The organism is Fodinibius sp. AD559, from assembly GCF_052712805.1.
In genome coordinates this window covers 131,206-144,403 of the sequence record NZ_JBQPVW010000005.1, presented here as the reverse complement: position 1 = coordinate 144,403, position 13,198 = coordinate 131,206, and the positions used below count along the sequence as shown (strand labels likewise).

The window sequence follows — 13,198 nt, the reverse complement described above, 5'->3', positions numbered from 1 at the left end:
AATTTATGTTGGGGAATCAATCCTGAGGCCCTTATCTTACTTCATTCATTTTTTATCCCTCATTTCAACGATTTTCATGTTCAATCTCGGTACCTACCAAACGCTCAACGTAGCTCGCAATACAGAATTCGGTTATTTTCTTCAGAACACATCTACACGCGGCGATGAGGAAGTCCTCCTGCCCAATAAACTGGCCTTTCGCGACCTACAGGAAGGAGAAAATGTCCGTGTATTTATCTATAAGGATGGCGAAGAACGTGTTACCGCCACTATGCAGGATCCTAAAATAACGCTCAATAGCTTAGCTTTTTTGGAAGTCAAAGACGCAAATATTCACGGTGCGTATCTCGACTGGGGATTGGACAAAGATCTTTTTGTTCCTCACCGTGAACAGGTTGGAAGCATGCGTGAAGGTCAGTCGTACCTTGTATATATGTATCTGGATGAGAAGACCGACCGACTGGCAGCCAGTGCAAAACTGGACAAGTTTTTAGATAACGAAAATATAACGGTCGAAGAGGGCGATGAAGTTGATCTGTGGATTTGGGATAAAACAGACTTGGGTTATAAGGTTGTAATCAACGAGACGCATGAGGGGCTTGTCTATCACAATGAGTTCTACCATGACATATATACCGGAGAGCAAACTACCGGCTATATCAAGCAAATCAGGGAAGATAATAAGATTGATGTGACCCTTCGCCCCATCGGATATGAAAAAGTGGGTCCGAATGCTGATTTCATCTTACAGCGACTTCAGCAAGTTGGCGGGTATTTGGATCTGCATGACAAAAGTGATCCGGACGAGATTCACAGTCGACTCGAAATGAGTAAAAAGACCTTCAAAAAAGCAATTGGGCAACTTTATAAAGAGAATATTATCCGCATTGAAGACGACGGCATCTACCTGGAGGAGTAATATTTCGAAAGGTATGATTTTCATAGCTGAATAATTTTTCCATTTCTTTTATTAAAATAGGAACATTTCTTAATCTTTAGCCTATAATGCAGGTACTTTAAATCTCCAAACTGACCCTGCAGTTATGATTGACAAATGGCTAAATCTATTAGAAGCTTATATTGGTAAAGGCCTCGAATTTATCGCTACTTACCTGATGACCGTGGAAGGAATGGTTGCCCTCATTTTCGGTATTTTTTTCGTGGGACTATTGGCACAATTGCGCTCATAATTGAGCAGAGGTATCTGTTTATTATTTCAACAAATAGTAAGGATTATACAAATTTTAGGATATATAGAAATATTATAGCCAAAACAATCTATTATATTGATACATAGTAATTTATACTAATTACTTAATTATAAATTATAGGTCCGAATTATAAATTACTTATTCATAAAGTCAATATTTTCAACTACTTGCGCAAATAGTTAAAATATTCCCTTTCAAAAGGATTTTATTCGTTACTAAAGAGAGTATCAATGCCCTTTCTTATCTTATTTACAGCTCACTATTCAGCTTAATTTTTATCGCTTTTTTGATTTCTTCTTGCCTGAATGAAGTTATCTTTTGAACATTTATGTTTTCGGCTTTGCAGCCATAGCAACAATCCTTTCAGCCTCTCTGCCCTTCCTAAAATTGTAGAACTGCCCTTACCAAAAAAGCGATTCCCATAGCTAAAAGTGCCGAAAGCAATGTTCCAATTAGTACATACTCGGCGAAGGTGCGACTTTCAAAATCCTTGAATCGCGTGACACCTTTGGCAGCTAAAATAAATCCTATCGCCGTAAATTGATTTAAGAGCACAAACAGAAATACAAAAATGCGCTCGAGCAATCCGATAATTCGTCCCGTGTTGTATTCCTCTTGATCAACCTCTTCTGTTTTGCCCAATGATTTTAATCCCACCAGCCCTAACACATATCGCAATATGATATTGGCTTCGTTTAGCACCATCAAAAAGCCAAAAATAAATAGATGGACAACGCTTACCGTACTATTAGTTATAACGATGCCAGGTAAAAATACGTCATCAATTGCTGTTACAAGATTGGCTGTAAATTCATTCGCTGATAGCTCAAGTATAGGACTACATAAAACGCCTACTGCAATTATATGTAATAGCAGTAGCAATATACGATTCCGGTTTAATGTTGTTTTCTGCTTTTCCAGTCCCCACATCAGTGCCGGATAGCTGACCAAATACAAAGCAAGCAATACCCAACTTAGGCTTACCGATAAAAACGGTAAAGCTAATAGTGGAATAATTGTCATCACCCACAGATCTGATCGATTAATCCCCTCATCCCGTAAGGTAAGGCGTAGCCTGGATAGCAGGATTAGATTAACAATTCCCAAAAATATGGCGTAGTTCATTATTTTAACTTTTCATTTATTATATCCGTAATATTATCACTCAACTCATCCACAACATCCAGCATACCAGCGTCTTTATTTTTATAGAAAGCCGGTTTTGATATTTCTAAAGCCTCAGAAATCTCTTTATAGTCGTATCCTTCTTTCATCATATGTAAGATCACCAAACGCTTCTTGTTCCATCCTCTCATTCGATCTGATAAAAGTTGCAAGCTATTATTAATGATTTTCAATCCGGGTGAATCATCATCCTTAAATCCTATATTAAATATATGACCATTTTCTTTGAGCAGCTCCACACCACGTCGCGCCTGATGAAAAGCCGGACCATCCATCCCGATAGCTTGTTCGGTATTAACAGGGGTATTGATGTCCCCCACAGCCAACGAAAACCGTACACCTGTTGGATATATGGCAGACATTATTTTTAACATCTGTACAAAAACGGCATCTGCCCTATTAAATACTGCTTGGAATTCATCTCCAAGTGTAATAGTATAAGGAGATATAATCCCCTCTTTATACTCGGCATTAAGAGCTTGCAACTCATTCGACAATACCTCCTGCAGAACCTCTCGATCCCCATTTTGAATCGACTGGGAGTCTTCTATATCACCAATTAATACCAGTAGTTTTTCCATGCGACATTCTGTTTTTTTATTATATAACTAATATAGTTTAATAAATCAATTTTAAACCCAATTAGTTTAATTAATGACTTTTAACCCATTATAGTTAATAAGTAACGTCAACCATTGATTTTATTTATCAGCGAAATTCTTATTTGTACAAAATGGTTGCTATTTTACATTCGCTAAAAAATAAACGGTGGTAAAGAAAACCAAAGATTAACAAATATAACATGGATAAGTCGTTAGGATCATCAAAAGTGTTTCGGATTGTTATTCCCCTCCTGCTTATAGTAGTACTGATCGGGTTATTTTCGGATTGGATTATAGAATGGATGTGGTTGGATAACCTGGGATACGATCAAGTGTTTTGGACCATTAAGATAACTCAAGCACTGCTGCTAATTTCATCGTTGGGGGTAGCCCTACTTTACGTGCTGCCAAACATGGGCAAGCTGGGCAAGAAGTTCAGCACGATGCACTTTGGGCAGTCGCCTTTGGCTCAGTTAAAACTGCACGAGATCGATTCCAAAAAAATTAAAACCGCTTTTTACGGTGCCGGCGCAGCAATAAGTGTCTTCTTTTCGCTGGCGTTTTTTATGCGGTGGGACACCTATTTTCGATTTCACTGGAGTGAAATGTTCGGTCAGATTGATCCTATCTTCGGTCATGATATCGGCTTTTACATATTTCGTTTACCCTTTTTGGAGCTCATCCAAAACAGCTTAACTTCGCTGGTCTTTTTTATCACTTTGGGTACCATAATTCTATATATTTATTCAGGAGCCCTATCCCTGCAATCCATAAGAAGTTTGAGCGCCACTAAAGATGTCAAAAAACATGTTTTTATCAATTTAGGCATCTGGTTTCTACTGCTATCGTGGGGATATTACCTCGAACGGTACAATCTGCTCTATAACTCAACCGGAGCAGTATATGGGGCCAGCTATGTGGATATAAATATTAAATTGCCGGTTATCTGGCTCCTTTGCGGACTTACATTCCTAATGGGATTATTCTCCTTCTTTCAACTGTATAAAGATCGGTTAAAATGGATTGCCTACGCAGCTGCAGGCACTATTTTAATTGGCCTAATAGGCAATGGATTATTACCGGGTATGGTTCAGCAATTTGTAGTACAACCAAGTGAGCTACAGCTTGAAGAACCATATATCGAGCACAGTATAGAACAAACCCGAAAGGCCTATGCGCTCGACAAAATGGAAACCCAGCCCTACAGCGCACAACCATCAGAAGAGATGGGATGGCCAACTATTGAACGAAATGAAGAAACCATTGAAAATATACGTCTCTGGGATCCACGACTGTTGATACAAACCTATCGCCAGCTGCAGGAAATCAGGCTCTATTATCAGTTTTATAATGTAGATGTCGATCGCTACCATACCAATGAAGGATACCTGCAAATGATGGTATCTGCACGTGAGCTTTCGGAGGAAATGCCCGAAGGATCAGACACCTGGGTAAACCGACGATTGCAATATACCCACGGTTACGGCTTGGTGATGAGTCCTGTAGCCCAAGAGGGCTCCCAAGGGGATCCCCGCCTTGCCATTAAGGATATTCCACCGGTAAGTGATATAGGACTGGAGGTTGAACAACCGGCTATTTATTACGGAGAACACAACGATGACTACAAAATCGTCAATACGAATATACGGGAGCTCGATTATCCCCAGGGGGACCAAAATGTGTATACCAATTATCAAGGAACCAGCGGCGTGCCAATCGGTAATATTTTCACGCGCCTGCTTTTTGCATGGAATTTCGGGGATATCAACATCCTGCTGACTGACTACATAAAAGATGACAGTAAAATTATTTTCTGGAAGCGTATTCAGGATCGCGTTAGAAATATTGCCCCATTCCTTCGAATGGAAGATGATCCCTACATGATATTAGATGAAGGAAAGTTATACTGGATACAGGATGCCTATACGACTTCAGCCAACTTCCCCTATTCCGAACCTTTTAATAACTCATTTAATTATATCCGCAATTCGGTTAAAGTAGTTGTAGATGCCTATAATGGGTCGGTAGAGTTTTATGTTTCTGATGATGACGACCCCATATTAGACATGTATGAAGATATTTTTCCGGATATGTTTCAGCCCATTGATGATATGCCGGGCAACTTAAAACAACACGTTCGATATCCAATCTATTACTTTAAAGCCCAATTGGATAAGTACAACAAATATCATATGACAGAACCTCAGGTGTTTTACAATAATGAAGACCTGTGGACCCGTCCGAACGAAAAATATGGCGGTCGTTCTATCAAAATGGAACCTTATTACGTACTTACAAAGCTTCCCGATCAGGAAGAACTGCAGTACTTGTTGATAAGTCCGCTAACGCCTAATAACCGTGATAACATGATCGGATGGATGGCAGCTAATTCGGATTATCCCAATTATGGAGAGGTTTCAGTTTACCAATTACCTAAAGATCGCCTTATTTTGGGTCCGGCCCAGATTGAGGCACGCATTGACCAGGACACCGAAATATCCCGTCAGCTGGCGCTTTGGGATCAGCGTGGATCACGCGTTATTCGTGGAAATCTGATGGTGATTCCGATCGAAGACTCATTCATCTACGTAGAGCCGGTCTTTCTTATTGCAGAAGGAGTCGACATTCCTCAGCTGCAGCGTGTAATTGCTACTACGGGCGAAAAAATTGCTATGCAACCTACACTCTGGCAGTCTATTGAAGCGCTCTATGGCAAACGGGATGAGCGAATTGCCGCTGCAGAAGTTGATACCACTACGGCCCTGCCTGAACAATCCACAAGAGATGTAACTCAAGATTATTCGGAGTTACAAACCCTTTGGAATGAGGCTCAAGAAGCGCTTAAAGATGGGAACTGGGAAGAGTTTGGCAGAAAAATGAAAGAAATCGAAACCCAAATTAACCAGTAAGCAAAACTTTTAATCGTCGGGATATTTATTCCCGGCGATTTAAATTTAATTAATTCTCCAGTGAAAACTGTAAAGCGAATTTGGTACCCGGATTTTCATTACTGAATTCAGCCTCGGCACTTAATTGCTTCGAAAGTGTACGTATCAATTTAATGCCCAGCGACTTCGGATTCTCAAGGTTAATCTCATCCGGTATACCGATACCATCATCAACAACAGAAAGGTAGATATCATCCCCTCTTCTATTTAAGTTGACTGTTATATTTCCTTTTCCTTTTTCTGGGTATGCATGTTTGAACGCATTGGTAATAATCTCATTTAAAATAAGTCCGCACGGTATCGCCTGATTTACCGTAAGACTGACCGGATCTATATTCAACGTCACTTCAATATCAGTTTGTGAGGTCCCCATCGAAGTCAAAATGGCATCAGTCAAATCCTGCAAGTATTGCTCAAAACAGATTTCCGACAAGTTTTTATTTTGATAGAGCTTTTCGTGAATCAAAGCAATTGAATTTACCCGCATCTGGCTATTTTCAAGAACATCAGAGGCTTCTTTCGAGCTAGTATTGTATACCTGCAACTCTAATAAACCGGTAATAACAGCCAAATTGTTTTTTACTCGGTGGTGTATTTCCGCCAAAAGTACTTCTTTCTCCTTTAGCGATTTTTTAATCTTCTCTTCTGCCTGCTTACGCTCACTTATATCCACATAAATACCAAAAATAGCGACTGTTTTATCATTTACCGTAACCGGCACTCCATATATAAGTACATCGACATAACTTCCGTCTTTTCGCAATCTTTTACCCGAATGGAAGGCTGGTTTTCCTTCAAAAATAGTATTTGAAATTTCCCGCGCCTCTTTTTTCTCGTGCTCGGGAACAATCAGCTGATCAATATTCAACCCCCGTATCTCTTCCGTTCCATAACCAAAGGTTTCACTGAAAGCAGTGTTTACCTGCCTGATCTCCTGCCGCTTATCCAATAGCGCAATAGAAATAGGAGAATTCTGGAACAGTTGACGGAACATTTCTTCGTTTTTCCGGAGTTCTTCTTCCGCCTCATACCGTTCACTTATATCGCGAGCAATAGTTATTACCGCATCTTCCCCAAAATAACTCCCCTTACTGATGACAATCTCCTGTGGAAATACTTCCCCGTTCTTGCGCTTACCCCACCATTCAAAACTTTGGGTTTTACCGTCAAGAGCCTTTTGGATAAAGCTTTTCATTTCATCCATATCAACCTTACCGGGAGCGGCCAGTACCTGTGGCTTTTTGCCAATAAAGTATGATTGATCATATCCATACATCTCTACTGCACCACTATTGACTTCCAAAAAACGCCCTTTACTGTCTTGGATATACACGGCATCACTAATGGAATCAAAAAGATTTTGAAACGTCTCTACGCTGGAGCGGTACTTGCGGAATATTTCTTTGTCCTTAGTAATATCAACCAATGTTCCTACAATAGCCGGCTTGCCCCGATACATCGTTTTAGACCCATAGAGACTTGCATCTATAACGCGTCCGCCTTTGGTGACACCTTTAATCTCATACTCCTCTTCGGCTTCTGGATTTCCATTGAGCCTGTCCTTCATATTAGCGATAATCAGAGCCCTGTCATCAGGATGTGCAAGATCCTCGGGGTGAAATTCATCAATTATTTCTTGTTGATCATATCCAAAGATCTCAGCAAATCTCGGATTAACATATTTAAACCTACCATCCTGAATAAGGAAAACCCCAACCAGCGATTTCTCAGAGAGTGTCCGAAACAAATTCTGTGATTCTTTGCGCTCACTGATATCGGTAACCAGGGAATGTACCGAATGCAGGTTCTGGTTCTCATCATAAATTAAAGAGTTGTGCCACTCACAGGTAATAATCTCTCCACTTTTCGTTACTGATTTACCCTCTACCGAATAATGGGTTTTTCGGTTTGCAATAGCTTCTTTTAAATTTCGCTTGGCTTGGTCTATCTCATCCTCGACAATTAATTCGTCCAAAAAGTTATCCCATCCAATAACTTCATCTTCGCGCCATCCAAAAAGCTCTTCGGCCTGCTCAGACCAGTCTTTAATTTTATTGTCGGCATTCCATTCTATTCGCGCCAGCGGAAAATTTGATTCGTGGGTAATAAATTTCGGAAAAGCTGTACGTCGAACCTCGTTCTTTTGAACTAACTCGCTGACATCATGCGCAATAGCTATCTTGGCTGGTTTTCCTTTATGATAAAAAGTATGGTAAGTGAATTGAACATAGAGTGTCTCCCCGTTTTTTGTCTGTTGAGTCCAAATCTTATCCACACTTTTATTTTTATCCGACAACCCATCGATTAACTCAACTCTTTTTTTCTTTTCTCCCAGATCGTAGACATCCATCGATAGAAATTCATCACGAGAATAACCGTAACATTCTATTGCCGCCTTGTTTACATCTAAAATTGCCAATGATTTATGATCAAGAATAAATATTGGTTGATCATCAAAAAATGAGGGGTAGTCACGTTCCATCTCTTTAATTCTATGTCCTTATTTAAAGCTATATCATCCGTATTGTAGATATTATCGACGATAATCTATAATTCTATAACAATAAATAAAACCATAATTTCTAATTAATAATTAAGCAGAAATGTATCTGTGCCTGTTTTGTAATTTTTATATCTTTAGAGGCTTTAATCAAAAGCACGAACATCTTTTAAACGTATATTTATCTCTTAATGGCTGAACAGATTACCATTACATTTCCAGACGGAAGCGAAAAACAGTTCCCAAAAGGTACAACCGGACGAGAAGTTGCTGAATCAATTTCTAAGGGGTTAGCGCGTGAAGCCCTCAGTATTACGCTCGATGATGAAATCATGGATTTAGATCGACCTATCAATCGCGACGGTACTATTACGATTAATACCTGGGACAGCGAAGATGGCAAATATACGTTCTGGCACTCCTCGGCCCACGTATTGGCTGAAGCCATTCAGGAGTTGTATCCGAATGCGAAGTTTGCCATTGGACCACCCGTTGAAAATGGCTTTTATTATGATATCGACTTTGGAGATCAAACGGTTGGCGAAGATGATCTCGAAAAAATCGAAAATAAAATGATTGAACTGGCCCGCGAAAAAAATGAATTTACTCGCAAACCAGTTTCCAAAGAAGAGGCGCTCGATTTTTATAAAGATGTAGGCAATGAATATAAAATTGAGCTAATAGAAGATCTCGAAGCCGACAATATTACGTTTTATGAACAAGGTGATTTTACTGATCTGTGCCGCGGACCGCATATCCCGGATACCGGTCGCATCAAAGCAGTTAAATTAACCAGTCTGGCTGGAGCATACTGGCGTGGTAATGAAAATAACGAACAGCTTACACGAATTTACGGAATCTCCTTTCCCAAGCAGAAGCTGCTCAACCAGTACATTGAACAGGTTGAGGAAGCCAAAAAGCGAGATCACAAAAAGCTGGGTAAAGAGCTGGGGATTTATATGATCGATCCCATGGTTGGACAGGGATTACCCGTTTGGCTGCCTAATGGTACTGTTCTACGGCGTACACTTGAGGCATTTTTGCGCGAGGAACAGAAAAAGCGCGGTTATCAGGAAGTCATTACTCCGCATATTGGTAATCTGGAATTGTATCGCACTTCGGGTCACTTCCCCTATTACCGGGAATCACAATATAATCCCATCGAAATGGGAGAAGACGGTGAAGGATATCTGCTTAAACCAATGAACTGCCCGCACCATCACCGCATATACTCGAACGAGCTACGCAGCTATCGCGATCTACCGATGCGATTGGCTGAGTTCGGAAGTGTCTATCGCTACGAACAGTCCGGCGAATTAAATGGACTCTCACGCGTACGCGGCTTTACACAGGATGATGCCCATATCTACTGTACGCATGACCAACTTAAAGATGAAATTATCAACGTAATTGAATTGACAGAACTCGTATTCGGCACTTTTGAAATGCCGGTTGATATTCGTCTCTCCTATCGCGACGACAACGAGGATAAATATGGCGGTGCCGAAGAGTTTTGGGATCGGGCCGAACGCGAAATCAAAGAGGTTGCCGATGAGATGGATTTGGATTACAAAGTTGCCCGCGGCGAAGCGAGCTTCTACGGACCTAAAATTGATTTCATTATCCGGGATGCCATTGGTCGAAAATGGCAGCTGGGCACCATACAAGTAGATTATGTAATGCCCGAACGCTTTGACTTGACCTATGTGGGATCCGATAACAATAAACATCGCCCGGTCATTATTCACCGTGCACCGTTTGGTTCCATGGAACGATTTACCAGCATCTTAATTGAACATTTTGCAGGTGATTTTCCCGTCTGGTTAGCTCCTAAACAAGTACAGATTATTCCCGTTTCGGACGACTTTAATGAGTATGCCTTTAAATGTGCATCGAAGCTGAAAGAAGAAGATGTTCGCGTTGAGGTTGATACTCGAAGTGAACCAATGGGCGGAAAAATTCGAGATGCTGAAACGAGTAAAGTTCCATATATGTTAATAGTAGGTGGTGATGAAGAATCGGATGGAACGGTATCGGTTCGACGCCACAAAGAAGGTGATATTGGAACTTTTGATTTTTCTGAATTTATTTCTAATCTCACTACTGAGATTGACAATAAAGAAGTTCCCGAACATTAGATTTTAAATCGATTATTTTCAATTAAAAAATAAGAGGTAACTTATCGCAAGAAGAACAAGAAGAAGACGACCACGTGGCAACGATGATCGTCCAAATGCTAATGAGGAAATCCGTGCATCAAAAGTAAGGGTTGTTCACCCCGAGGATGTCGAAAAGGAACACGAGATTGTACCCATCGATCGTGCATTAGAGATTGCAGAATCGTATGGTATGGATCTTGTAGAAGTAGCACCCAATGCCGAACCTCCGGTATGTAAGGTGCTGGATTTCGGTAAGTACATGTACAAAAAGAAGAAGAAAGAAAAAGAAGCTAAAAAAAAGCAGCACACCGTCCAGGTTAAAGAGCTTCGTTTTCGACCCAATACCGATGATCATGACCTGGAATTTAAAACACGTCATGCTCGCGAATTTCTCGAAGGTGGAGATAAAGTGAAAGCTACGGTACAGTTCCGTGGCCGAGACATGCTCTACACCGAGAAAGGTGAGGAATTGCTTCACGATTTGGCTGAAGAATTAGATGATGTTAGCGAGATTGAATCCAAGCCAAATATGGAAGGTCGCCGAATGATTATGATGTTGGCACCTACCGGCAAGGGCGGTTCATAGGTAGCCCAATATATCTGAGCTGCCAAAAATTATATTTAGATATTATTCTTAGAAAACCCTGTTGAAGAATTTCTTCAGCAGGGTTTTTAAATATATCAAGTATTGATTTTTAAAATTAGACTAAAAATCCAGATTATTCTGAAAATAACTTTCGATTAAGAGTTTAATCTGTACCTGCAATTGCTTATCTTCCAAGCCATAATTCCAAGAAATTCTAAAAGGTATTTCGTTATGCCAAAAATGAAATCACACAGTGGGGCTAAAAAGCGCTTTAAGAAAACCGGTTCCGGTAAGTATATGCGCAAAAAAGCCGGAAAGGCTCATATCCTCACAAAGAAAACAAGCAGAAAGAAGCGTAAACTCGGCAAAGTTACTGAGGTTGATGAAACCCAGAAAAAGGATGTCGAGCAAATGCTTCCCTATAGCTAATTAACCAATTATTAACTCTTAAACATTAGACAAAATGCCACGATCAAGAAATAAGGTGGCTTCCCGTCGCCGTCGCCGCAAGATTTTAAAACAGGCGAAAGGTTACTGGGGCAAGCGAAAGAATGTTTATAAGTTTGCGAAGAACACGATCGAAAAAGGGATGCTGTATCAGTATCGCGATCGTAAAGTCCGCAAACGTGAATTCAGAAAGCTCTGGATCACACGCATTAATGCTGCTGCCCGTCAAAATGGTACTACCTACTCGCGACTGATGGGAGCCTTAGGACAAAAAGATATTCAGATCAATCGCAAGGTCTTGGCTGATCTTGCCGTCAAGGATCCGGAGACATTCACCGCTATTGTTGAAGAAGCTCAAAGCTAATAGCGTGTAATGATTTTAAAAACCGGTCCCCTCGTATCTTCGGGAGGATCGGTTTTTTTATTTCTATTGAAGGGTTCCTCCGAATTAAATAGATTCCACTTATTATTACGCAATACGCCCTTTTCCGCGTAAAACGTCTTGCGTATTTCATATATAGCTGAAATCATTCTCGACAGATATTTTTATGCTCGACGATATAAAACAATTAAAGCAAGAAGTTACCGACTACAGCATAACGAACGAAGAAGAGCTTGAATCGTTTCGCCTGGAGTTTCTATCCCGAAATGGCAAAGTGCAATCGATGTTTTCGCGGATGAGCGAAGTGCCTAATGAGAAGAAGGCTGAGGTGGGCCGTGCCATGAATGAGGTGAAAAATCTTGCTGAACAAACTTTCGAGGAAGCCGAAAAGAGATTAGAACGTGAAGAAGCGGCCGACTTAAAGGCAACTGATGATATTACTCTTCCGGCTCCGCCCTATTCATCGGGCTCGTACCACCCACTTACCCAGACGATGGAAGAAATGAAGAATATTTTCTATCGGCTTGGATTTTCTATTGCCGACGGACCGGAAATTGAGGATGACTTTCACAACTTTACAGCGCTGAATTTTCCGCCGAATCATCCTGCACGTGACGAACAGGATACCTTTTTTATTGAGAAAAATGAGGACGATCAGGACTTGGTATTGCGCACACACACCTCTCCTGTTCAGATTCGCCTGATGCAAAAACAAGAGCCCCCTATTCGAGCAATTATGCCGGGACGTGTGTATCGTAATGAAGCCGTATCCCCCAAATCGTATTTTCTATTCCACCAAGTAGAAGCGCTCTATATTGATACGGATGTTAGCATCGCTGAACTCAAGGAAACCCTTATCAGTTTTGCTAAATTGATGTTCGGCTCTGATGTAAAATATCGGCTTCGTCCGGGATACTTCCCTTTTACAGAACCCAGCCTGGAAATGGATATCTGGTGGGAAACAAATGATCCAAATGATGATGGAAAATGGCTGGAAATTTTGGGCTCCGGAATGGTTGATCCCAACGTGTTGAAATCCGTTGATATTGACCCGGAAGAGTATACCGGTTTTGCCTGGGGCATGGGTGTTGAGCGAATTGCTATGCTTCGTCATCAAATTGATGATATACGCATATTTTACAATAATGACGTCCGATTTTTAGAACAATTTCATTAAG

Annotated in this window: 11 protein-coding genes; 8 read left to right on the top strand and 3 right to left on the bottom strand. The window is 40.7% G+C overall.

The features are described 5' to 3' along the window. The first annotated feature begins 76 nt into the window (after positions 1-76). Positions 77-919 carry a CvfB family protein gene (locus ACQ4LT_RS10790; RefSeq protein ID WP_445666055.1) on the top strand — a complete coding sequence of 281 codons (843 nt, stop codon included), beginning with the start codon at positions 77-79 and terminating at the stop codon, positions 917-919. Between the two features lie 124 nt (positions 920-1,043). Then, positions 1,044-1,190, top strand: coding sequence for a hypothetical protein (locus tag ACQ4LT_RS10785; RefSeq protein ID WP_445666054.1), 147 nt, complete (start codon positions 1,044-1,046; stop codon positions 1,188-1,190). Between the two features lie 402 nt (positions 1,191-1,592). Here ACQ4LT_RS10785 and ACQ4LT_RS10780 read toward each other — a convergent pair whose 3' ends face one another. Both ACQ4LT_RS10780 and ACQ4LT_RS10775 read right to left on the bottom strand, forming a co-directional pair. Beyond that, entirely contained in the window at positions 1,593-2,336 is a 744-nt protein-coding gene (locus tag ACQ4LT_RS10780; RefSeq protein WP_445666053.1) for a hypothetical protein, read from the bottom strand. Continuing rightward, entirely contained in the window at positions 2,336-2,977 is a 642-nt protein-coding gene (locus ACQ4LT_RS10775) for a SatD family protein (protein ID WP_445666052.1), read from the bottom strand. Before ACQ4LT_RS10775 ends, ACQ4LT_RS10780 begins: the two co-directional genes overlap by 1 nt. 221 nt (positions 2,978-3,198) lie before the next feature. On the opposite strand from ACQ4LT_RS10775, the gene ACQ4LT_RS10770 reads away from it, so the two are divergent. Further along, the gene (locus ACQ4LT_RS10770) at positions 3,199-5,907 is read left to right on the top strand and encodes a UPF0182 family membrane protein (protein ID WP_445666051.1); all 2,709 of its coding nucleotides are present in this window, start codon (positions 3,199-3,201) and stop codon (positions 5,905-5,907) included. A gap of 49 nt (positions 5,908-5,956) precedes the next feature. On the opposite strand, the gene ACQ4LT_RS10765 is transcribed toward ACQ4LT_RS10770, so the two are convergent. Then, complete coding sequence (locus ACQ4LT_RS10765; protein WP_445666050.1) at positions 5,957-8,428, bottom strand: PAS domain-containing sensor histidine kinase; 2,472 nt, start codon at positions 8,426-8,428, stop codon at positions 5,957-5,959. 209 nt (positions 8,429-8,637) lie between these two features. On the opposite strand from ACQ4LT_RS10765, the gene thrS reads away from it, so the two are divergent. The 5 genes from thrS (at position 8,638) to pheS (ending at position 13,197) form a co-directional block, all read left to right on the top strand. Then, a complete protein-coding gene (thrS, locus tag ACQ4LT_RS10760; protein WP_445666049.1) occupies positions 8,638-10,584 on the top strand; it encodes a threonine--tRNA ligase in 1,947 nt (648 codons plus the stop codon). A gap of 43 nt (positions 10,585-10,627) precedes the next feature. Next, entirely contained in the window at positions 10,628-11,191 is a 564-nt protein-coding gene (gene infC, locus ACQ4LT_RS10755) for a translation initiation factor IF-3 (RefSeq protein WP_445666160.1), read from the top strand. Between the two features lie 231 nt (positions 11,192-11,422). Next, positions 11,423-11,620: a 50S ribosomal protein L35 gene (gene rpmI / locus ACQ4LT_RS10750; protein ID WP_445666048.1), complete on the top strand. Its 198-nt coding sequence runs from the start codon at positions 11,423-11,425 to the stop codon at positions 11,618-11,620. Between the two features lie 34 nt (positions 11,621-11,654). Beyond that, positions 11,655-12,002, top strand: coding sequence for a 50S ribosomal protein L20 (gene rplT, locus ACQ4LT_RS10745; protein ID WP_445666046.1), 348 nt, complete (start codon positions 11,655-11,657; stop codon positions 12,000-12,002). Between the two features lie 184 nt (positions 12,003-12,186). Next, positions 12,187-13,197 (top strand): phenylalanine--tRNA ligase subunit alpha, encoded by a 1,011-nt coding sequence (gene pheS, locus ACQ4LT_RS10740; protein ID WP_445666045.1) that lies wholly within the window; start codon positions 12,187-12,189, stop codon positions 13,195-13,197. Position 13,198 lies beyond the last annotated feature (1 nt).

Coding starts and splice junctions, on each gene's coding strand:
- ACQ4LT_RS10790 (WP_445666055.1), top strand. CDS start 77: ATGTTCAATCTCGGTACCTACCAAACGCTCAACGTAGCTCGCAATACA.
- ACQ4LT_RS10785 (WP_445666054.1), top strand. CDS start 1,044: ATGATTGACAAATGGCTAAATCTATTAGAAGCTTATATTGGTAAAGGC.
- ACQ4LT_RS10780 (WP_445666053.1), bottom strand. CDS start 2,336: ATGAACTACGCCATATTTTTGGGAATTGTTAATCTAATCCTGCTATCC.
- ACQ4LT_RS10775 (WP_445666052.1), bottom strand. CDS start 2,977: ATGGAAAAACTACTGGTATTAATTGGTGATATAGAAGACTCCCAGTCG.
- ACQ4LT_RS10770 (WP_445666051.1), top strand. CDS start 3,199: ATGGATAAGTCGTTAGGATCATCAAAAGTGTTTCGGATTGTTATTCCC.
- ACQ4LT_RS10765 (WP_445666050.1), bottom strand. CDS start 8,428: ATGGAACGTGACTACCCCTCATTTTTTGATGATCAACCAATATTTATT.
- thrS (WP_445666049.1), top strand. CDS start 8,638: ATGGCTGAACAGATTACCATTACATTTCCAGACGGAAGCGAAAAACAG.
- rpmI (WP_445666048.1), top strand. CDS start 11,423: ATGCCAAAAATGAAATCACACAGTGGGGCTAAAAAGCGCTTTAAGAAA.
- rplT (WP_445666046.1), top strand. CDS start 11,655: ATGCCACGATCAAGAAATAAGGTGGCTTCCCGTCGCCGTCGCCGCAAG.
- pheS (WP_445666045.1), top strand. CDS start 12,187: ATGCTCGACGATATAAAACAATTAAAGCAAGAAGTTACCGACTACAGC.